This window comes from Acinetobacter sp. V115_6, from assembly GCF_031799025.1.
GTDB lineage: Bacteria > Pseudomonadota > Gammaproteobacteria > Pseudomonadales > Moraxellaceae > Acinetobacter > Acinetobacter pittii.
The window spans coordinates 120502-143542 of sequence record NZ_JAVQNO010000020.1; the positions used below are offsets into that span (position 1 = coordinate 120502).

Annotated in this window: 19 protein-coding genes; 13 read left to right on the top strand and 6 right to left on the bottom strand. The window is 38.8% G+C overall.

Annotated elements, in window-relative coordinates; all coding sequences use genetic code 11:
- Window positions 1-62: 62 nt before the first annotated feature.
- Window positions 63-1007, bottom strand: coding sequence for a tRNA-dihydrouridine synthase (locus RMA94_RS08220; RefSeq protein ID WP_202733352.1), 945 nt, complete (start codon window positions 1005-1007; stop codon window positions 63-65).
- Window positions 1008-1091: 84 nt separating this feature from the next.
- A complete protein-coding gene (locus RMA94_RS08225) occupies window positions 1092-1901 on the bottom strand; it encodes an inner membrane protein YpjD (protein ID WP_238517133.1) in 810 nt (269 codons plus the stop codon).
- A 140-nt stretch (window positions 1902-2041) separates the two neighbouring features.
- Between RMA94_RS08225 and ffh the strand changes: the two genes are divergently transcribed.
- Window positions 2042-3454, top strand: coding sequence for a signal recognition particle protein (gene ffh, locus RMA94_RS08230; protein WP_002120334.1), 1413 nt, complete (start codon window positions 2042-2044; stop codon window positions 3452-3454).
- A gap of 49 nt (window positions 3455-3503) precedes the next feature.
- On the opposite strand, the gene RMA94_RS08235 is transcribed toward ffh, so the two are convergent.
- The gene (locus tag RMA94_RS08235) at window positions 3504-4238 is read right to left on the bottom strand and encodes a pantothenate kinase (RefSeq protein WP_039756295.1); all 735 of its coding nucleotides are present in this window, start codon (window positions 4236-4238) and stop codon (window positions 3504-3506) included.
- Between the two features lie 15 nt (window positions 4239-4253).
- Entirely contained in the window at window positions 4254-5006 is a 753-nt protein-coding gene (locus RMA94_RS08240; protein WP_233735037.1) for a biotin--[acetyl-CoA-carboxylase] ligase, read from the bottom strand.
- A 30-nt stretch (window positions 5007-5036) separates the two neighbouring features.
- On the opposite strand from RMA94_RS08240, the gene RMA94_RS08245 reads away from it, so the two are divergent.
- The 7 genes from RMA94_RS08245 (at window position 5037) to RMA94_RS08275 (ending at window position 15633) form a co-directional block, all read left to right on the top strand.
- Window positions 5037-5840: a sulfite exporter TauE/SafE family protein gene (locus RMA94_RS08245; protein ID WP_311082497.1), complete on the top strand. Its 804-nt coding sequence runs from the start codon at window positions 5037-5039 to the stop codon at window positions 5838-5840.
- Window positions 5841-6096: 256 nt separating this feature from the next.
- Complete coding sequence (locus RMA94_RS08250; protein WP_002120391.1) at window positions 6097-6792, top strand: GntR family transcriptional regulator; 696 nt, start codon at window positions 6097-6099, stop codon at window positions 6790-6792.
- A 10-nt stretch (window positions 6793-6802) separates the two neighbouring features.
- Complete coding sequence (gene smc / locus RMA94_RS08255; protein WP_311082499.1) at window positions 6803-10252, top strand: chromosome segregation protein SMC; 3450 nt, start codon at window positions 6803-6805, stop codon at window positions 10250-10252.
- 1 nt (window position 10253) lies between these two features.
- Window positions 10254-11300 (top strand): cell division protein ZipA C-terminal FtsZ-binding domain-containing protein, encoded by a 1047-nt coding sequence (locus RMA94_RS08260; protein WP_311082501.1) that lies wholly within the window; start codon window positions 10254-10256, stop codon window positions 11298-11300.
- A 94-nt stretch (window positions 11301-11394) separates the two neighbouring features.
- On the top strand, window positions 11395-13434 hold the full coding sequence (ligA, locus tag RMA94_RS08265; protein WP_014205932.1) for an NAD-dependent DNA ligase LigA: 2040 nt from the start codon (window positions 11395-11397) through the stop codon (window positions 13432-13434).
- A gap of 252 nt (window positions 13435-13686) precedes the next feature.
- A complete protein-coding gene (bfr, locus tag RMA94_RS08270) occupies window positions 13687-14151 on the top strand; it encodes a bacterioferritin (protein ID WP_001214863.1) in 465 nt (154 codons plus the stop codon).
- A 288-nt stretch (window positions 14152-14439) separates the two neighbouring features.
- Complete coding sequence (locus tag RMA94_RS08275) at window positions 14440-15633, top strand: MFS transporter (protein WP_078225478.1); 1194 nt, start codon at window positions 14440-14442, stop codon at window positions 15631-15633.
- A gap of 69 nt (window positions 15634-15702) precedes the next feature.
- On the opposite strand, the gene RMA94_RS08280 is transcribed toward RMA94_RS08275, so the two are convergent.
- On the bottom strand, window positions 15703-17136 hold the full coding sequence (locus tag RMA94_RS08280; RefSeq protein ID WP_311082504.1) for a trehalose-6-phosphate synthase: 1434 nt from the start codon (window positions 17134-17136) through the stop codon (window positions 15703-15705).
- Window positions 17124-17975: a trehalose-phosphatase gene (gene otsB, locus RMA94_RS08285; RefSeq protein WP_311082506.1), complete on the bottom strand. Its 852-nt coding sequence runs from the start codon at window positions 17973-17975 to the stop codon at window positions 17124-17126. Before otsB ends, RMA94_RS08280 begins: the two co-directional genes overlap by 13 nt.
- A 356-nt stretch (window positions 17976-18331) precedes the next feature.
- On the opposite strand from otsB, the gene RMA94_RS08290 reads away from it, so the two are divergent.
- From RMA94_RS08290 to bioD, 5 genes are all read left to right on the top strand, one after another.
- Complete coding sequence (locus RMA94_RS08290) at window positions 18332-19063, top strand: hydrolase (protein ID WP_311082508.1); 732 nt, start codon at window positions 18332-18334, stop codon at window positions 19061-19063.
- A 93-nt stretch (window positions 19064-19156) separates the two neighbouring features.
- Window positions 19157-20437 (top strand): adenosylmethionine--8-amino-7-oxononanoate transaminase, encoded by a 1281-nt coding sequence (bioA, locus tag RMA94_RS08295; RefSeq protein WP_311082510.1) that lies wholly within the window; start codon window positions 19157-19159, stop codon window positions 20435-20437.
- 1 nt (window position 20438) lies between these two features.
- Window positions 20439-21596, top strand: a complete 1158-nt coding sequence (locus tag RMA94_RS08300; protein ID WP_311082511.1) for an 8-amino-7-oxononanoate synthase — start codon at window positions 20439-20441, stop codon at window positions 21594-21596.
- The gene (gene bioC, locus RMA94_RS08305; protein ID WP_311082513.1) at window positions 21593-22342 is read left to right on the top strand and encodes a malonyl-ACP O-methyltransferase BioC; all 750 of its coding nucleotides are present in this window, start codon (window positions 21593-21595) and stop codon (window positions 22340-22342) included. The genes RMA94_RS08300 and bioC overlap by 4 nt, the downstream gene beginning before the upstream one ends.
- A complete protein-coding gene (gene bioD, locus RMA94_RS08310; protein WP_202724704.1) occupies window positions 22343-22987 on the top strand; it encodes a dethiobiotin synthase in 645 nt (214 codons plus the stop codon).
- The last annotated feature ends 54 nt before the right edge of the window (window positions 22988-23041 follow it).

The window sequence follows — 23041 nt, forward strand, 5'->3', positions numbered from 1 at the left end:
TGAAATACGAAAGAGGGCAGTTGTGAAAACAATTGTCCTCTTTTTTAAAAGGTTATGCCGAGTTAAATAGTATCTGATCTGGTGTGTTCTAATTGTTGAACAATTTCATCTAAAGCTTTAATACGTTTCACTTGATCCCATAATTCTTTCGCTTGAGGATAGGCTTTGGTCATCATGCCTAACCACTGCTTATAACGACCAACCATCCCAATTTCTGTTTTTGCTTGACCGTTTAAAAAGCGAATTTGTAAGTCAACGAGTTGTTCCCAACTAAATAATGCTTCATCCATATTTTGGCGAATGCATTGGGTTAAATCTGGAGTCGTTACCGCACCACGGCCAATCATTAAGTCTTCACAGCCAGATTGTTGCTGACAGGCTCTAGCATCAGCATTGGTCCAGATTTCACCGTTAGCAATGACATTAATTTTTAAAGCTTCTTTAATAGGTAGAATTTTTTCCCAATAAGCTGGTGGTGTATAGCCATCTGCTTTAGTTCGAGCGTGTACAGTTAACCAGCTTGCACCTGCATCTTCGACAGCGTGGGCATTTTCCATTGTATGGTTTTCATCGAGGTAACCTAAACGCATTTTTGCTGAAACAGGAATATGAGCAGGTACAGCATCTCTCACTGCTTTAATCAGCAGATGTACCACGTCTGGTTCATCAAGAAGGACTGAACCACCACGATGTCGATTAACGGTTTTTGCAGGGCAACCAAAATTAAGGTCGATTGCAGGTGCACCCAATTCAACAACTTTTGTTGCATTTGCTGCCAGCATATCTGGGTTATTACCTAGGAATTGAACATGAACAGGTGTACCGGCTGCCGTTTTACCGTCATTTTTTAGTTCAGGACAAAAACTATAATAGATGTGGTCTGGCAAAATACTGTCTGTAACGCGAATAAATTCGGTCACACACCAGTCGAAATCACCAACAGATGTGAGTGTATCCCGCATGATCGGGTCAGTTAAACCTTCCATTGGAGCGAGTATGAGTTTCACAGTCTGTGTCACCTGAGTAAAACGAAAACAGCGTTATACGGGATATGTATAACGCTGTCTAGTATCGATTAAATTTTAATTTCTCTAGCGCCCTAAGATCATCTCAAGTACAAATTTACTGCCGATAAATCCAATCGCTAAAAGTACAAAACCCATTAAGGTAAAACGAATTGCTTTTTGGCCTCTCCAGCCAAGTTTGTAATGGCCGATCAGTAATGAGCCATAGATAAACCAAGAAATAATACTAAATACGGTTTTATGAGCGAGATGCTGAGCAAAGAAGCTATCAATTGTTAAAAAACCAAATGTAAGCGCAATCGTTAATAAAATAAAACCAGTAATGATTAGGTCAAATAATAAAGATTCCATCGCCTGAATTGGCGGGAGTAAGTTGACCCAGAAACGTTTTTTTTGTTTCTTTTTGAGTTCACGATTTTGGAACCACATCAAGATCGCATGTATGGTTGCCATCAGTAAAACTGCATAGGCAGAAAGCGAAAGAATGATATGAGTATCAAGTCCTAACGAATGCTGTTCAATAAATTGATTTGGTCGACTAAAGGCAAACCCTAAAATAAGACCAATAGCTGCGACAGGAATGCCTAACAAATTTAACGGCAGAATAGGGCGAAAAGTACTAAAAATTAAGCTTAACAATAACATAAGCCCTGATGTAAAAGACATCAGGTTAAATACATCGTAGTTAATTCCCGCTGGTGTAAGCATGGCATCGCATAAAACTGTGCCGTGCAGTACTAATGCCAAGATAGTAACAAAAGCAAATAACCATGAGTTTGGTTCACGTTTTGACATTAAACGAATAAACAGATACCAGAAAGAAGTGGTATATGCGATGAGTGCCAAAATTGTATAAACCAAGGGGAGGCTAATCATGTCAAACCTTTTTCAGGATTAATTCATCTATATAAGATATAAATTCGCTGCGAACTAAAGTATCCTATAGCATTCTATGCATAAATTTTCTATTTCGAGAAAGATTTTTTTGCAACTAGCCATTTTAAGCGGATTTTGCAATGTTTGATACCTTAACAGAACGACTCACACAGAGTTTAAGAAATGTTACTGGCTCAGGGCAGCTGACCGAAGACAATATTAAAGATACCTTACGTGAAGTACGTATGGCACTTCTTGAAGCCGATGTCGCGTTACCTGTAACTCGTGAATTTATCGCGAAAGTTAAGGAAGAGGCATTGGGCCAAGAAGTGATGACTCAGTTATCACCAGGCCAGGCATTTGTAAAAATTGTCTATGACGAACTCACCAAGATGATGGGTGAGGCGAATGAAACACTTGATTTAAGTGCGAAACCTCCTGTTGTAGTATTACTTGCTGGTTTACAAGGTGCAGGTAAAACCACAACTGCTGCCAAGCTGGCACGTTTCTTAAAAGAACGTCAAAAGAAAAAAGTAATGACTGTCTCTGCCGACGTTTACCGTCCGGCAGCGATTAAACAGTTAGAAACTGTTTCAAATGAAGTTGGTGCAGGCTTTATTCCTTCAGATCCTTCTGAAAAGCCAATTGATATTGTTAATCGTGCAATTGAACAGGCAAAAATCCAGTTTGCTGATGTGTTGATTGTCGATACGGCAGGCCGTCTACATGTCGATGCAGACATGATGGATGAAATTAAAGAATTGCATGCAGCAGTTAAGCCGACTGAAACTTTGTTTGTGGTTGATGCCATGACAGGTCAGGATGCTGCAAATACAGCAAAAGCATTTAATGATGCTTTAGCACTTACCGGTGTGATTCTTACTAAAACTGATGGTGATGCACGTGGTGGTGCAGCGCTTTCTGTGCGTGCGATTACTGGTAAGCCAATCAAGTTCTTGGGTATGGGCGAGAAGCTTGATGCCTTAGAACCATTCCATCCGGATCGTGTTGCTCAACGTATTTTAGGCATGGGTGACGTACTTTCTTTAGTCGAAGAAGTTGAACGTAAAATCGACAAAGAAAAAGCCGAAAAAATGGCGAAAAAATTGCAAAAAGGCGGTAGCTTCAACTTTGAAGATATGCTGATGCAATTTGAGCAAATGAAAAAAATGGGCGGCATGATGGGCTTCTTAGACAAGTTGCCCGGCATGAGCGGTGCAGGAATTCAGCAAGCGATTGAGCAAGCGAACCCTGAAAAACAAGTCAAGAAGATGGAAGCGATTATCCAGTCAATGACTGTTAAAGAGCGCCGTAATCCAGACCTGATGAACCCAAGTCGTAAAAAACGTATTGCGGCAGGTTGTGGTATGGATGTTGCTGAAGTGAACAAACTCATTAAGCAACAAGCGCAAATGGCTAAAATGATGAAGAAATTTGCGAATCCATCTGGTATGAGCAAAATGATGCGTTCATTAGGCAATATGCAAAAGCAATTTGGCGGCGGCGGTGGCGGAATGGGCCCACTCTTTGGTAATAATGACCAAAAGAAGTAAATCCATAAAATAAAAGGCGCATATAGCGCCTTTTATTTTGTTGTGTATTTTAGTCTTTAGGATAATGAGCAATATATTGCTGTAGTCCTTTGAGTAAAAGGTCGGTTTCCACAACAGGCTTATATTTTTGTAAGAACTTGGCAAATAGTGTTGCATCGCCACCAGTTAGCAGCAGCTTTTTAGGAGATTGCTGCATAATATTTTCAATGGTACTAATGAGGCCTAATAAAATACCGTGATGTACTGCATCTACAGTGTTATTGCCCGGATTTAGGTTATCAAAAGCTGAGTCTGGAATTTTAATACCCTTGGTATTTTGAATAAGAGCATCTCGCTGCAAATACAAATTAGGCAGGATGTAACCTCCTAAATGCTGTTTACCTTGGGTTAGGTCAATTGTGAGCGCTGTACCACAACCAATAATACAATAGTTTTCATCTGCTTGAGCTACAGCGAGTACTTGTAACCAGCGGTCAATTCCGAGCTGACTCGGAACTTCATAACCACACTGTAAACCTGCATATTCAGAGTGAACTTTCGCAAAAACTACTGGAATTTCAAGCCATTTTAAAATCTGCTGAATGCGTTGATTATTCTCGGTATCAAGTACCGAAGAAATTCCAATGCGATGTAGACCTTGATGTTTAAAGTGTTGGATTAACCCAAGTAATAAATCGGCAGGAGACTGCAAATGTAGCTCAGCTGCATGTTCAATAATTTGCTGATTTTCAGTAATCCAGTATTTTAAACGAGTGTTTCCGATATCAAGCCATAAACTTTTCATGGAGAAAACACCTATTTACTGAGTTGTGTGTGGTCTTAAACGACCTTGATAAAACTGCTGTGGTTCTGGAGTTTCAATAATTACTGCACCTTCATTAGAGATTCCAACAAAACGACCATGTACCAGTCCCTGACTATGTTCAAACTGAACTAGCTGATTAATCCATGCCGCATGATGGTTAAAACGTCCCGCTAAATTGTAGCAGCCATGATCAAACCAGCGAGCAGCATTTTGAATAGCAACATAAAGCTCTGAAATTAACTCAAGACGACCCATTTGCTCTAGACCTAAATCCTCTAAAGAGGTAATTGGTTGGTCACTATCAGTCACTGGTGGTGTTTTTAAATTAATGCCTACGCCCACAATAGCTTGATGCTGGGAAAGCGGTTCGACCAAAATTCCACCCCATTTTCCATGCGTACTATACAAATCATTTGGCCATTTCACTTGCAAATTCAGCGCTTGTAACTGCGGGATTTGCAAAATATTCAGAGCAACTTCAAGTGCTAAGCGACCATCTAAGGGTGTTCGAGTTTGCACCAATGTGCTTAAATAAATGTTTCCTTCAGGTGAAATCCATTGCCGTTGATGTTGACCTCGCCCTTGAGTTTGTTGAGCACTGCAAACCAAGCCCGTTGTAATGCCTTTTTGGGCAATTTCACGAATATCATCATTGGTCGAAGTTGTGGTTGCTTTTAATAAAACCACTTCTGGAAGCTGGTTTTTTGCGCTTAAAAGTTGTTGTAGTTGGCGAGTCTCTAAATCCATGTTGAATATGAGCAGAGTGGTAAAACATTTATGGAGTTAATCATATATTTACTCATTGGCGCAATTGCTGGTTTTACTGCCGGATTGTTTGGAGTTGGTGGCGGACTAATTATTGTACCAATCCTCTATGTCGTTTTTACCCAATTGCACTACGATCCCGCGGTAATCATGCATATTGCAGTCGGAACATCGCTTGCAACCATTATTGTGACGTCTTTTAGTTCTGTTTCAGCTCATCATAAAAAGGGTGCAGTACTTTGGCCTGTTTTTCGTCATTTAGCGCCTGGACTGGTGTTGGGCTCATTTTTAGGGGCGGGTATTGCCGACCTGATGTCTGGCCAACATTTGCAACTTCTTATTGGTATTTTTGCGGTTGTGATGGCTTATCGGATGTTTAAAGGAGCACATGTAGTTGTTGATCCAACGCGTCAGCTCCCTTCAACCCCTATGCAATTCATGGCGGGTGGAGGCATTGGTATTGCCTCTGCAATTTTTGGAATTGGGGGAGGAAGTTTAACCGTTCCATATTTAAACCGTCATGGCGTGGTCATGCAAAAAGCAGTCGCGACTTCTGCCGCTTGCGGTTTACCAATTGCGGTTGCTGGAGCGATTGGCTTTATGTGGTTTGGTGCAAAAGAACAAATCTCAGTGCCTAACACGATTGGTTATGTGCATATCTATGCTTTTATTGGCATTAGTGTCATGAGTTTTGTCACGGCGAAGTTTGGAGCAAAGGTTGCTCATGCGTTGTCGCCGCAGATGTTAAAAAAATGCTTTGCTTGTTTGTTAGTCGTGGTGGGTAGTTATTTTATTTATAAAGGCATTATGCACTAGAGACTAAAATCTCAAATTTATAAGACTGCGGTGTAAGAGCTTGAATTTTTAGGAATTCGAGCTTTTTTTATTTATAAAATATAAGAGCGTTCCAAGCTTTTATTCATCTGATTTTGGTGTTGTTTTTAAATGAGTTGGCTTAAAATGCAATAAAATTGTCAGACAATGACATAGTTTTTAATCGATGGGATCAGTTAAAAACAAGGATGCGAAAGAAAAGCATGGATTAATGCATATAAAAAGTAGCGGGTGATTTATGAATCTCGAAGACACAGAAAGTCTTTCTGAGCAAATTGTCAAATATATTAGCGAACAGATCATTAGTGGCGAGCTAGTAGAAGGCGAACGTATTCAAGAACTACGTATTGCCAAAGAACTTGACGTTAGCCGAGGATCAGTTCGTGAAGCATTGTTATTATTAGAGCGTACTCATTTAATTGAGATATTTCCACGCCGTGGGGCAATTGTTTCAGAAATGTCTGCACAACAAGTTAAAGCGTTGTTTGATACAAATATGATGTTACTGGGGCATATTGTACAACGCATGAGCGAAACATGGCGTGCGCATGAAGCAGATCAATTACAGTTGTTATTAGAGCAACTTCTTGAGCATGTCAAAGCAGGTGATATCGAAAAATTTTATGATGGGGTGTTCCAATATTTAGCTGAACAGCAAGATATGGTGGGTAATCCTTATCTAATGAAATTTTATAAAGAGTTATTACCTTCATTACGTCGTAGTTATTTTTTGACCTTAAATACCTCTAAGCGGGAACTACAAGAAGCATTTGCATTATTTAAACTCGTGACTGATGCAATTTTAATCCGAAAATCACAACAAGCCGCTTTATTTATGGAAGATTTTTGTCGACACTTACGTAACCTTGTGTTGGAATCGCTGACACGAATGAAACAGATTGAATTGGCTTGGGCAAGACGCTCACGCCGCTAGTTAGGGCATTATGCGTTTAAGCAGTTTAAAACTTTCCGGCTTTAAATCTTTTGCAGATAGTACAACCTTAAATTTTAAGGCTAACCGCACAGCAGTGGTTGGTCCAAATGGTTGTGGCAAATCCAATGTAATCGATGCAATCCGCTGGGTGATGGGTGAGTCAAACGCTCGTCAGCTCCGTGGTGGTAGCATGCAAGATGTTATTTTTACGGGGACTTCCAAGCGTAAACCCGTTGGTGTGGCCAGTGTTGAGCTACGCTTTGATAATACTTATGGAAAGTTGGGCGGATCGTATAATGCTTATAATGAGTTAGCCGTTCGCCGTCAGGTGACCCGTGAAGGTAAATCAGAATATTTCTTGAATGGTACACGTTGTCGCCGCCGTGATATTACCGATATTTTCTTGGGAACAGGCTTAGGACCACGCTCTTATGCGGTCATTGAGCAAGGCATGATTAACCGCTTGGTTGATGCCAAGCCTGAAGAAATGCGTGTGTTCATTGAGGAAGCCGCGGGTGTTTCTCGTTATCAGGCTCGTCGCCGTGAAACTTTGCAGCATCTTGAACATACAGAGCAAAACCTTTCACGCTTAGATGATATTGCACTAGAGTTAAAATCGCAGCTTAAGACGCTTAAACGTCAGTCGGAAGCAGCGGTTCAATATAAAACTTTAGAAAGCCAGATTCGTACGCTTAAAATTGAAATTTTATCTTTTCAGGCAGAGAAAAGTGTACGCCTACAACAAGAATATACCGTTCAAATGAATGAATTGGGTGAAACCTTTAAATTGGTTCGCTCAGAATTAAGCACGATTGAACATGATTTAGAAGCAACCAGTGCTTTGTTTCAGCGACTTATTCAGCAATCTTCACCGCTACAACAAGAATGGCAACAAGCTGAAAAGAAACTATCTGAGCTGAAAATGACTCTTGAACAAAAACAGAGTCTATACCAGCAAAATAGTACCACTCTCGTTCAGTTAGAGCAGCAAAGATTCCAAACTAAAGAACGTTTACAGCTTTCTGAATTGCAACTCGAAACACTGAATAATCAGCTAGAAGAACAAACAGAAGCTTTAGCTGGAGTTGAGCATACAGCGACGGAGGCTGAACAAAACTTTGCTGATTTACAATCTCAGCAAAAACAAGCACAACAACAGTTTGAACAAATAAAAGCTCAAGTTGAAAAACAACAGCAGCAAAAAATGCAGATGTCAGCTCAAATTGAACAGTTGGGTAAAAATGTTCAGCGCATTGAGCAGCAAAAAGAAACTTTGCAGCATCAAGCAAATCAAATTCAATCGCATGTTCATGAAGATGAGCAGGGTGAGCTTGAGCAACTGCAACAACAGTTGTGTAGTGAAATTTCGACGCTTGAAACTGAAATTGAGCAGTATGTGCAGCATATTAAACAAGCTCAACAAGCGCATCAGGCAAATAAAAACCAGCAGCAAATACTGAAAACAGAAATCCAAGTTTTACTATCAGAGCAGAAAAACTTAAGCCAGCTTGTTGCTAAACAAAGTCCAAAGCAAAACCAAGATACGTTACGTTTAATACAGGCTCTAGAGTTAACAGAGCAAGGCAAACCGCATGCGCAGATTGTTGAGAAGTTTTTAGCAAAATGGTTACAAGCTCATATTCTTGAGACAGAACAAGTCTTTCAAGAAGGACTTGCTCGTCAGTTAAAACCTTCAGAGCAAACAAGTAAATTTAACGGGAACTTGGCTTGTTTGAATGAGTGGATTGCATCGCCACAGCTATCAATCTTTTCGAACGTAGCGATTGCACAAGATTTGACTCAAGCTTTAAATGAGCAAAAGCAATTGCAACATGGTCAGTCTATTCTGACTTTAGATGGTTATCATGTCGGGCAAGATTGGGTGATTGCTCTTATGTATGATGACGAAAGCCAAAGTGCACAAGGTATGCTGAGCCACCGTATTCGTCTAGACGAAATTGAACAAGCTCTTGAAAAGCAGCAACCTCAATTACAAACACTAGATCAAATCGTAGTTCAGCAAAAAGATGAGTTAGCGCACTTACAGTCAGGTGTGCAGCACAAACAGCAAGTTGTGAAACAAAAGCAAAAAGACTTACAACAGCTTGATGTGCAAATTGCCAAACAACAAACCGCGGCACAAGCATTTTTACTGCAAAAACAGCAATTAAAAGATCAACTTGGTCAGTTAGACATGCAGCTTGAAGAAGATGCAATGCAAAAAGACGATCTTGAAATTGATTTGCATGCATTAGCAATTAAGCTCGAAACTATTTTACCTGACTATAAAACTTTGCAATTTCGGGTAGAAGAATTAACAGAACAGCTAGACGAGCAGCAACACGCCCTGCAACATCAGCAACAAGAACGTGAAATTTTACGCCGTAATAGTACGCAGACTACTCAACAGATTGAGTTGCTTGAAAAAGATATCTCATTCTTGCAAAGCCAATATCAGCAAATTAATGTTCAAATGGAGCAAGCGAAAAAGTTTGTTGACCCTATTCAATTAGAGCTACCGAATCTTGAGTCAGAGTTTCAGCAACAATTTGCTCAAACTGAAAAGTTGCAAAAGAACTGGAATGAATGGCAGCTTGAACTCAATAGTGTGCAGGAAAAACAGCAGACTTTGACCGATCAGCGTCATCAATATCAACAAAAAGATGAGCAGCTCAGAGAACAACTTGAAGCGAAACGGTTGGCATGGCAAGCAGCCAAGTCAGATCGTGAGCATTATCAAGAGCAGCTTAAAGAGCTAAATGCCGAACTCCAAAAAGGCTTACAAATAGATTTAGCCGAGCACCAGCAAAAACTGGAAAAAGTACAGAAACAGTTTGAAAAAATTGGAGCGGTTAACCTTGCCGCTTCACAAGAGTTTGAAGAAGTTTCTCAGCGTTTTGATGAGCTGAGTCACCAGATTCAAGATTTGGAAAATACGGTAACTCAATTAAAAGATGCGATGAAAAGCATTGACCAAGAAACCCGTAAGCTGTTTATGACAACTTTTGATCAGATCAATCAAGAGTTGCAAAACCTGTTTCCAAAGGTTTTTAATGGTGGTGAGGCGAGTTTAAGTCTTGAAGATGACTGGCAATCTGGTGTTAAACTGATGGCAAGGCCACCGGGTAAGAAAAATAGTTCTCTAGCATTACTTTCTGGTGGAGAAAAGGCTTTAACAGCGTTAGCATTAGTATTTGCGATTTTTAGATTAAATCCGGCACCGTTTTGCGTATTAGATGAAGTGGACGCACCACTTGATGATGCGAATGTTCAGAGATATTGTAATTTGGTAAAAGAGCTTTCTGAACATGTACAATTCATTTACATTACACATAATAAGCTGGCGATGACCATGGCAACTGATTTGTTGGGTGTGACCATGCCTGAACCGGGTACATCAAAATTAGTCACTGTCGATCTAGAACAGGCAAAAGAATACGGGTTAGTTTCGGAGTCATAGAATGGAAATCAATACGATTATTGGCATCGTTGTTGCCATTATAATTATGCTAATTGGCTTAAAAATGATTTTAAAAAAGCCAAACCATGCTGAACCCTCATTAGACAGTGATTTGCATATTAATCCTGATAGTAATCAACCGGTTATACCTAGGCACGTGAGAGACCAGCTTGAGAAAACTGAAGCTGTATCTGTAGCGGTTACTAGTGCAGAGCGAGTAGAACCGACTTTAAGCGAAGCTGCGCCGTCACAAGTACCTGAAACAAAACAGTCAGAAATTGAGACCGTAGAACCCGCTAAAGCAATTCAAGCCGAACAAACTCAATCAGTTGTTGAAAACGCTTCTGTAGAAGAAATTAAATCTCAAGAAACAGTACCAAGCTCTGCCATTCATAAAGATGGTTCAGTTGAGTTGGTTGATACAGTTTCTGTTAAACCGGAAGCTGAAGCTTTAGCAAAAGAAAATCTGGAAGCTGAAAGCGAAAAAACTGAGCCTGAGTTGAGTTTAAATCCGAATATTGAAACTGCCGAAATTGCTGAGTTTGAAGGCGAGAGTAATATTCTGGATGTGCATTTACATGAACAGCAACGTTATGATGATGAAAGTGCATTAGCGATGGCTGAACAGATTATTGCGCTAAATGTTTATCCAAACCCTCGTCGTGCATTGTCTGGCGATAAAGCGCTTAAAGTGCTGTTGAAATATGGTTTACGCTACGGCGAAATGTCGTGCTTCCATCGTTATGAAAATACCGATGAGCCGAGTGTACTCATGTTCTCTGTATTGCGTATGACAGACAATGGACCAGCTGGTTTTGATCTTGAAACTCTATCTACTGAACAAGTTCAAGGGTTAGCATTTTTCCTTGCGCTTCCAAATAGTAAAGCCGTGACTGGTTTTGACATGATGGCGAGTATTGCAGGTTTAATTGCTCGCGAAATTGATGGCAAAGTTTACGATGAGAATAATCTTGAATTTACGCCACAGTTAAAAGAGCACTGGCGTCATCATGTGATTGATTATCGTCCGGCACAGGCGACCGCCTAGTTTTAATTTTTTACGTTCGTTGCGATAATTGCAACATATCTAGTCGCAGCTCAGGGTGGAGAAATTTCCACCCTTTTTTATGGTGAATAACATAATGGCAACAACTTCCGTGATCGAACAGATGCGTCAGCTTATTCAACTGATTGCAAAGCATAACCATGCCTACTATGTCATGGATCAGCCGACAATCTCGGACAGTGAATATGATCATTTATTTCACCAGTTAAAAGCTTTAGAAGAGCAATATCCTGATCTTGTTCAATCAGATTCACCAACTACAAAAGTAGGGGGACAAGCACTCTCTAAATTTCAAAGTGTGACTCATGTAGTTCCGATGCTTTCTTTGGGGAACGTTTTTAATCAAGAAGACTTGTTTGCATTTGCACGTCGTGTTGAAGAGCGTTTACCTAATCAAAAAGTACAATACGAAGTCGAACTAAAACTTGATGGTCTTGCGATTTCTCTCTGGTATGAAAATGGCCTATTAGTACGTGGCGTTACACGGGGTGACGGAGAAACTGGGGAGGACATTACCCAGAACGTTAAAACGATTCGTAATTTGCCTAAAGTGTTACATTCAGATCACTTTGAAATTCCACATTTGCTGGAAGTTCGTGGTGAAGTACTTATGCCAAAGTCCGGTTTTGAAAAACTCAATGCCGAACAGGAAGCCAAAGGCGATAAAACATTTGCAAATCCGCGTAATGCTGCAGCTGGTAGTTTAAGACAACTCGATCCTAATATTGCTGCGGCTCGACCTTTAGCATTTTATGCTTACGGCATCGCGCAATGTGAACCTAATCATGGCTTAACTACCATGCATGACAGCCTGCAATGGCTCACAAAACTTGGATTTGAAATTGCTGAACGTCAATATCTGTGTAATTCAATTCAAGAAGTACAGCAACGTTATGAGCAAATTCAGCAAGAACGTTCAGATTTACAAGTTGAAATTGATGGGATGGTTGTAAAGGTTGATGACTTAAAGCAACAGCAGCAACTTGGTTTTTTAAGTCGTGAACCACGTTGGGCAACTGCTTATAAATTCCCTGCACAAGCTGCATTAACTACAGTTGATCAGATTGATTGGCAAGTAGGGCGTACAGGTACTTTGACTCCAGTAGCGCGTTTAAACCCTGTGTTCGTAGGGGGAGTTACGGTTTCCAATGTAACTTTACACAACATTGGTGAAATCCATCGCCTAGATGTACGTGTTGGTGACACGGTGAGTGTTTATCGTACAGGCGATGTTATTCCTAAAGTAGAAAAAGTCTGGCCAGAGTTCCGTCCTGTTGATGCCGAAATTGTACATTTACCTGAAAACTGTCCTGTTTGTGCTTCACCAGTTGTAATGCCTGAAGGGGAAGCTTTAGCACGTTGTTCTGGCGGATTGTATTGTGCTGCACAGCGTATTGAAGCGATTCGTCACTTCGTATCACGTAAAGCTCTAGATATTGAAGGTCTAGGCGATCGTTGGGTAGAGTCTTTATTACACCTCGATTTGCTCAAAGATGTTGCCGATATTTACCATTTGCATGAGCACCGAGAAACTTTGCTCGGGATTGAAAAAATGGGTGAGAAATCGGTACAAAATCTGATTGATGCCATTGAAGCCAGTAAGAAGACAACGCTTGCGCGTTTTATTTATGCTTTAGGAATACGTGGGGTAGGCGAAACCACAGCTAGAATGTTAGCCAATACTTTTCAAACTTTAGAAGCGCTTAAAGCTGCTGATGTTGAAGCTTTAAAGAAAACGCCAGATGTTGGTGATATTACTGCCGAGTGGATTGCTGACTTTTTCTTGGCACCGCACAACATTGAAGTGCTTGATCGCTTAATTGCCGCAGGAATTCATTGGGATGCACCGACTGCACCAACACGCCAGCCATTAAATGGTGAAAGCTGGGTGTTAACGGGCACATTAGAGCAAATGACCCGTGATCAGGCAACTCAAATGCTACAAGCATTAGGTGCGCGTGTAAGCGGTAGTGTATCGAGTAAAACCAAATGTGTTGTTGCGGGTGAGAAGGCTGGTTCGAAATTAGAAAAAGCAGCAAAACTAGGTATTGCTGTTATGAATGAGACTGATTTCTTATCACTTATGGCGAGCTACGGGCAGACTTTAAGCGAATAGATCTACCGAAATAAGAACCATTGATTTTAGTTACAAATTTATAAATTGATGGTTTGAGCCATATTTTAACGCTTGTCTGAACTTATAAATTGGACAAGCGTTTCTTTTTGCAGAGGAAATTTAAATAACTTAAACTGCAAATGCGTATGTTTCTCATTTTAATTTGATAAAAATCATAAACTTAACCATTTTTTGTTTTGCAATCACTTTTAAGATTGCCCATAATAGTTCTCATACGATAGGAGATTTATTATGCGTGGCAATCCAGAAGTCATAGACTATTTAAATATGCTCATTGGCGGAGAATTGGCTGCCCGTGATCAATATCTAATCCATTCTCGTATGTATGAAGATTGGGGTTTAAATAAAATTTATGAACGTATTGATCATGAGATGCAAGAAGAAGCTTCTCATGCTGATGCGATCATTCGCCGTGTATTGTTTTTAGGTGCTAAACCAAACATGCACCGTGAAGATATCAATGTTGGTACAGACGTTGTATCTTGTTTAAAAGCTGATTTGGCGCTTGAATATCATGTTCGTGAAAAGTTAGCGACAGGTATCAAACTTTGCGAAGAGAAGGGCGATTACATTAGCCGTGATATGTTGCGTCAACAATTATCAGATACTGAAGAAGACCATACATACTGGTTAGAAAAGCAATTACGTTTAATTGAGTTGATTGGCTTGCAAAACTATATTCAATCTCAAATTTAATAAAAAACCCAGCTAAGGCTGGGTTTTTTATTGGCTCATTTTAATAAAATGAAGTCTTAACTTAGATGTTGATTTTGTCAAATTGAAGATATTCAAAGCCTTACTATATAAGGCTTTGGCAGTTACAAAAAAGTCAGAAAAATTGTATCACACCCCCTGTTTTTTTTATGAAATTGTTTATAATTTCGCCAACAAAACCCTTGCCTAGAAATTTAATGAGGCAAGGGTTTTTCTATGGAAAATCGGTTGGTATGGATCGCCAATGATTTTATGGTGAGTTCGCGAAATATGTTATTTACCAAACCTGCTGTTTTAGATACAGCTACTCTCCTAAGCACACAGCGTCTTGCAACACGACTAAGCTTTTTTAGCTTAGGTTTTGCGACTGCAGCTTGGGCACCTCTTATTCCTTTTGCACAGCAGCGTTTAAACCTAAATCATGCCGATTTTGGTTTACTTTTGCTGTGTATGGGTATTGGTTCAATGATTGCTATGCCTGCGACTGGTGCTTTAGTAAAGCGCTGGGGATGTCGTCCGTTAATTGCTTTGGCATTGATGCTGTTAATGGTTTTATTGCCTAGCCTTACGATGTGGAGCAGCATTGTGACGATGGCTGTAGCATTGTTTATTTTTGGATCGGCAGCAGGATGTCTTGGAGTAGCTATCAATTTACAAGCAGTAGTTGTTGAAAAACATAGTGTGAGAGCTCTTATGTCTAGCTTCCATGGAATGTGCAGTCTTGGTGGCTTAACAGGCGCTATGCTTGTGACAGCATTATTGGCAGTAGGTCTTTCACCCTTAATGAGTACTTTATCAGTCGTTATGATTTTGCTTGTTATTGGTGGTGTTGCGATTCCATCTTGTTTAACGTCTTTTGAACAGGACGAAAAGCCACATGAAGATACCACTCAAGCGCCCAAAAAACTTTATCGTCCTGATGGCATTATTCTGCTTATTGGCATGATGTGTTTTATCGCCTTTTTATCAGAAGGTGCAGCAATGGACTGGGGTGGTATTTATTTAACAAGTAAATATCAGCTTAATCCTGCTTTTGCTGGTTTAGCTTACACTTTCTTTGCGCTTAGCATGACGACTGGTCGTTTTGCAGGTCATATCTTGCTTAAGCAATGGGGTGAAAAAAATATTGTGACTTATAGTGCGATTGGTGCTGCTATTGGTATGGCTGTTATTGTAACCGCACCAGTGTGGCAAGTGGTTGTATTGGGTTATGCACTGTTAGGATTAGGTTGTTCTAATATTGTACCCGTGATGTTTTCGCGTGTTGGTCGACAAAACAATATGCCTAAAGCAGCAGCACTTTCTTTAGTATCAACAATTGCCTATACAGGTTCATTAAGTGGACCAGCTTTAATCGGTTTAATTGGAGAATGGACTGGTTTAAGTACGGTTTTAACAGGAGTAGCTGTATTACTATTTATTATTGCTTTACTTAACCGTTTTACATTAGTAAAGACAAATTAATTTATAAACAATAATCATCAAATAGCGAACCTCGAGAAATTAAATTTCTCGAGGTTCTTTTATTTAGATTTATAGAACCTGATAAATAGATTGATAATTATCTTGTAATAAGCGCTGAGGCTTCATTAGTAAAGTTGGTGTCTTTTCTAAATCATCCAAGAAATTGTTTCGCCAATTGGTAAGATCAGATGATGTTAATCCCTCTATCAATTGTTGATAACGATTAATACGCTCAGTTTTAGACATTTCTAAAGCCATTTTTAAAGCATCCATCATTGCCGCTCTATCTTGCGGATCAACAATCAAGGCTTGAGACATCTGTTCAGCAGCACCAGCATATTTAGATAAAATGAGCACACCTGGATTTTCTGGGTCTTGTGCCGCAATATACTCTTTAGCCACTAGATTCATACCATCACGTAGTGAACTAATCCAGCAAATATCTGCATGGCGATAAATATGCATGAGATTATGGTGTTGTACTGTGTCATAGCAGCAATCTACAGGTCTCCAGTCTTCATGTGCAAACTCTTCGTTAATTAACTCTAGCTTGGTTTTAAAACGTTGGTATAAGCGTTGATAAGCTGGAATATCGGTACGAGAAGGAATTGCCACTTGAAGATGTCGAACTAGGCCATGATATTCGGGGCTGGTTTCCAAAAAGGTTGCAAATGCATTAAATCTTTCAAGTAAACCTTTTGAATAATCAATGCGATCAACTCCAATAATTGTCTTTTGACGTGGTATTTCTTCAAAATTAAACACCGAAGAGGTTGCCAAATCTTGTTGGGCTTGCTTTTGTATAAGTTCAGGCTGAACACCAATTGGGTACGATTTAATTAATATTTGACGTTTTTTGTAGCTAATACTGTTGCTTTGAATTTTTTGAGCTTCGAGTAAATTCAGACAAGTCTGCATGCAGGCATTTTGGTCAATCTGAGTTTGTAAGCCAATAACATCATATTGACTCAAGTCTTGAATTAACTCACGGGCTACCGGAATTTTGTGCCAAATATTTAGACTGGCAAAAGGAATATGTAAGAAGAAACCAATTTTGTTTTGCATGCCTAATTCACGGCAATAGCGAGCCACACTAAAAAAGTGGTAATCGTGTACCCAAATAAGATCTTCAGGCTGAGCAAGCTCTTTTAGCTTTTGAGCAAATAAGCGATTAACCTTTTGATACGTCTTATATTCTTCTGCATCATATTCAATTAGATCATCTCTATGATGCATTGCTGGCCACAAAACTTTGTTAGCAAAACCACAATAATATTGGGCATATTGCTGATGAGTGAGGGGACAGGTAATGTAGTCAATTCCTTGAGAATAAGCCTGCTCAAATTCTGGCGCTTCACTATCGGTAATTTGCTGCCCATTCCAGCCTAACCAGATGCCGTTACTATCATTTAGTGCATCTTGTACAGCTACAGCAAGACCACCTGCCGAAGCTTTACCCGATGGCATACTTATTCTGTTCGATAATACGATTAATTTAGACATAATTTTTCTCCATTCTGATTTTGGCTATTTTTGACATATAAGCTTTTTATTTTGTTTTGAAATAAAAGAAGAAAATCCGCGACATTATCAATATCTTTTAATCTATATTTAGCTTGTGTTTCGCCTGGACCTACTTTAATACTAAGGCCAGATTGCTGATTAATATAAGTAAAACCAGATTCATCTGTTAAATCATCCCCTATAAAAATAGGTAATACACAGGGTAAATTAAGGTGATTTAATATAGTCTCAATTGCTCTACCTTTATCAGCTTGGTTTGGAATTAATTCAACAACAAATTTTCCTCTATTTATTTTTAAGTGGGAATAGTTGAGATTAATTTGCTGCATAATATTAATAGCATTATTTTCTAAGTTAGGGTTTTTACGATAATGTAAGGCAATAGAATATCCTTTATCCTCAATTAATAATTCAGGGTATTTCTCACAAGATTTCATAATATCTTTTTTTAATTTTTTGAAATTAATACTGCTTAAATCAGGCCGAATATAATTTCCTGAATCAAAATAAATATCTAAACCATGTAAACCAGCAATTGGAACTTCAATAGGATGTAGTAGTTTGCTTGCTGTATCTACATCACGACCTGTTACAGCAATAATAGGTATATTTAATTTAGTAATTTTTTTTATAACTTCTAATGTAGTCTGTGGAATAAAACTACGCTCAGGATTAATTTGAAATGGGGCTAGTGTGCCATCAATATCCAAAAATAAGCAGTAATCTTTATCGAAAGATAAGTTATTTATAATATCGTTGGGTGTAACAAAAGATGTATTTTTTTCTCTCCCATCAGATATTGTGTTTTGACTGTTCATATTAGCCTTCCTAATACTTTTTGATCAATAATTAATCTTCTAGCATTAAAATGAATTGATGAGTCATTTCTTTTAATAAAAAAACATAAGTATTAACATTAATTACATTGCATAATGGATTTATAGGCGAAGTGTGGAGTATGTTGTTTTTTGATTGGCTTCAATGTTTAGATAATTAAATTTTTGTATGTCTACTATGAATAATGCAGGTCTTGTTTATCAATATATTTCAGAATATTAAATACTCATAAATAGTTGATTTTACTTTTTGAAATCTAATTTTTATGTTGATTTTAAAAGATATTTTAAATCGATATTATTATATAATCCTTATAAAATCGGCTTTGAGCAGGCATATGAAGTTACAAAATAAAATTTTATTAATTACAGGTTGGGGAGTAGGAGTGGAGCCTTTGCAGTCTCTTAAATTGCAACTTGAAAAAGCTGGCTATCAAACACAACTTATTAATATTTTTAATATTTTAGATGGTAACTATTGTATCCAGCTTGATTTAGTTGCCGAGGTTGATGTGGTGATAGGCTGGTCTTTAGGTGGGCAGTTAGCAACTCAATTGGTTAATACTTTTTATGAGCAAACAGGTCAAACTAAAACGTTAATTACACTCGCTTCAAATCCTTGTTTTGTTGTACACCCTCATTGGCAAACTGCTATGCCTGCTGATGTGTTTAGTCAATTTAAAGCTTCTTTTTTTCAAAACCCGCAAGCCACTTTAAAGCGTTTTTATTATTTAATTACACTCGGTTCATCTCAGGCCAAACAAGATTGGGTAAGCATACAAAATATAGCAAATCCGCCTTCAATTGAATTGCTATCAGTGGGTTTGCAAATGCTTGAACAACTAAATTTGGTAGATAACTTAAAAAACTATCTAGGTCCGCAGCTTCATGTGTTTGCCGAGCAAGATAATGTCATTCCTTGCAAAATTATTGAAAATTTCAAAGATATCACGACAGAAAACATGAATTATAAAGTGTTAGAAGGCGCTACTCATGCTTTTCCATATCTAGAAGTGGACCGAACAATTGAAGAAATCTGCCAATTTTTAACAATTCATCAGCAAAGTTAATAAGCTTTGGTTGATCTCGCAATTTTCTTTCATTCTTAACAGGTTTAACATGTGCTAAATGAAAGATTTAATTGTTGTTAAAGGGTATAGAGGATGACCGATAATTTTGATTTGGAACATATTTGGCATCCATATACCTCAATGACCCAACCTTTACCAACATTTAAAGTTAAACGTGCCTATGCGGCAACGATTGAGTTAGATGATGGTACAACTTTAATTGATGGGATGTCGTCATGGTGGTGTGCAATTCACGGCTATAACCACCCTAAACTCAATCAGGCAGTCACGGATCAATTACAGAACATGTCGCATATCATGTTTGGGGGGTTAACTCATGATCCTGCAATTGAACTTGGAAAAATTCTTTTAAAAATTACTCCACCGAATCTCGATAAAATTTTCTATGCAGATTCAGGTTCGGTAGCCGTTGAAGTTGCTTTGAAAATGGCTGTGCAATTCTGGACAGCACAAGGCCAACCACAAAAAACAAATTTTATTACTACACGTTCTGGTTATCACGGTGATACATGGAATGCGATGTCTGTTTGTGATCCGGTTACAGGCATGCATCAAATTTTTGGTACAAGTTTACCGAACCGTCTTTTTGTAGCAGCTCCGCAAACCAAATTTCATGAAGAGTGGAATCAAGAAGATATTGCTGAGCTAGAGCAAGCTATTCAGCAAAATCATGAAAACCTTGCTGCACTGATTATTGAGCCGATTGTTCAAGGTGCAGGGGGGATGCGTTTTTATCATCCTGAATATTTACGTCAGGCGAAAGCACTTTGTGAACAATATAATCTGTTATTAATTTTTGATGAAATTGCGACTGGTTTTGGTCGCACGGGTAAGCTTTTTGCTTGGGAACATGCACAAGTTGAGCCAGACATTATGTGCATAGGTAAAGGGCTAACAGGCGGCTATATGACGTTATCTGCTACCTTAACGACAAAGCATGTTGCAGAAACCATTAGTCGCGGTGAGGCTGGAGTATTTATGCACGGCCCAACTTTTATGGCCAATCCACTTGCTTGCGCGGTCGCTTTAAAAAGTACCCAATTATTAATTGAGCAAGATTGGCAAGCTAATATTGAGCGAATTGAACAACAGCTTAGCCAATATTTAAAGCCTTTAAGTCAGCTTGATTATGTTGCCGATGTGCGAGTGCTGGGTGCAATTGGTGTAGTAGAACTCACCTTTAATGTTGATATGAAAACTTTACAGCAACAATTTGTAGACCGCGGAATCTGGATCCGTCCTTTTGGAAAATTGGTTTATGTGATGCCACCGTATGTCATCACGCATCAAGAGTTAAGCGATTTGCTCGAACAGTTGGCTGAAGTTGTTCAAACGATGCAGGGAGCGAATTAAGATGTCATTGCTTGATCATTTTTCTGCCGAATTGGATGAGTTAAAGCAACAAGGTAACTTTAGACAATTTACCCAAAATGTGCAGCACGGACGTTTTATTACGATTCAAAATAAAACGATGCTCAACTTAGCTTCAAATGATTATCTTGGGTTGGCTGCTGATATCAATCTTCGTCAAGAGTTTTTAGATAGCTTTCCAATCGAGCGTAGCTATTTTAGTTCATCATCTTCACGTCTATTAACGGGCAATTTTGATGAATATGAACAATTAGAAAATAGCCTAAGCCAAGCATTTGGTGGTCGAGCGGCACTATTATTTAATAGTGGCTACCATATGAATATTGGTATTTTGCCAGCTGTTGCCGATAGTAAAACTTTAATATTGGCGGATAAGTTAGTTCATGCCAGTATGATTGACGGTATACGTTTATCTGGCGCTCAGTATGTGCGTTATCGACATAATGATTTACAGCATTTGGAACAACTCCTCCAAAAATATCATAATGATGACAAGATTGAGCGAATCATTGTGGTCACAGAAAGTATTTTTAGTATGGACGGCGATGAGAAGGATTTAGCCGCTTTAGTTCAGCTAAAAAAACGTTTTGCTAAAACTATGTTATATGTCGATGAAGCGCATTCAATTGGTGTTCGTGGTCAGCAAGGCCTAGGATGTGCTGAACAATATAATGTCATTCAAGAAATTGATTTTCTGGTCGGTACATTAGGCAAAGCATTAGCGGCGGTCGGGGGTTACATTATTTGTGATCCAATAATTAAAGATTATCTCATTAATAAAATGCGCCCACTTATTTTTAGTACTGCACAGCCTCCAATTGTTATGGCATGGGCAAACTTTATTTTTCAAAAAGTATTAGTCGCTCAATCTCAGCGTGAACACTTAAAAAATATTAGCCAATATCTTCAACAAGCTGTTGTGCAAAAGGGCTACGATAGCCCATCCACCAGTCATATTATTCCAGTCATTGTTGGGGAGAGTCAGGCTGCGATCGATAAAGCGAAATACGTTCAGGAAAGTGGTTTTTATGCCATGCCTGTGCGTCCGCCAACAGTACCTAAAAACAGTTCGCGTTTGCGTATTTCTTTAACGTCAATGGTGCAGCAACATGAACTTGAAGAATTGGTGAGTTTTCTGTGAGTTTGAATAAAAACTTGGTTGCCCAGCGTTTTGCCAAAGCAGGGCAAAGCTATTCAGAGCATGCAATTGTTCAAAAACAGATTTGCCAAAATTTAACAGGTTTAGTTCAACAGTTTTGTCCGACTACGATGTCGCGTGTCTTTGAAATTGGTTGTGGTTCTGGCAATTTAACTCGTCTTCTTGCTACATCTTTTCAGTTTGAAGAGTTAATTTTGAATGATCTATATGCAGATGTGCAGCAGCACTTTAGTCATCAAGAAAATTTAAAATGGTTGATTGGGGATGTTGAAACTTTAGATTTTCCCCAGCAGCTCGATATGATTGTTTCAGGTTCAGCTTTACAGTGGATGCAAGATTTACCGCACTTGCTCGAACGTTGTAATGAGGCTTTAACTGAGCGAGGTTGGTTATGCTTTTCAACATTTGGCTATAAAAACTTATTAGAGATTAAAGAATTAACAGGACAGGGTTTAAGTTACTGGTCAGTTGAAAATTGGAATAGTGCCTTAATTAAGGCTGGTTTTGAGATTTTGTATTTGTCAGAATCAGAAACTCAACTCTATTTCGATTCACCTAAAGACGTGTTAAAGCATTTAAAAGCAACGGGTGTAACAGCAACGGCGCAGCATCGTTGGACTAAGCAAACTTTACAACAGTTTTATCAAGATTATGAGCTGTTTAAGCATGCTGAAGGATATTCCCTAACGTATCATCCGATTTATTGTATTGCCCGGAGAATGAAGTAAATGAGTGCCCAGATCTATTTTGTGAGTGGGATTGATACCGAAATTGGTAAAACCTACGCGACAGGTTTCTTAGCAAAATTATGGACTGAGCAGGGTAAAAAAGTGATTACCCAAAAACTCATTCAAACAGGTAACGCTGATATTTCTGAGGATATTGAAAAACATCGTGAAATTATGGGGCAGGGCTGGTTTCAAGAAGATCATGACAAGCTAACCATGCCTGAAATCTTCAGTTATCCTGCTTCACCTCATCTTGCAACACGTCTTGATAACCGAGAAATTGATTTTCAAAAAATTGAAGATGCGACCCAAACATTGGCAGAGCGTTTTGAAATCGTATTGTTGGAAGGTGCCGGAGGCTTAATGGTGCCATTAACCACTAGTTTGCTTACCATTGATTATGTCGCTCAGCACCAGTTTCCCGTTATTTTAGTAACATCAGGTCGTTTAGGAAGTATTAACCATACTTTGCTTAGTCTTGAAGCACTTAAGTCTCGTGGGCTGAAGTTGCATGCCTTGGTTTATAACCTAAAAGATGAATCAAAAGATCCATTAATTTCTCAAGATACTTCAAATTATTTGAAAGATTATTTAGCTATTCATTTTCCTGAAGCTAAATGGATCGAATTGGCAAAAATGAATTAAGTTAAACAAACTATAAAAAACCGCTCAAATTTGAGCGGTTTTTTTACATCTTAT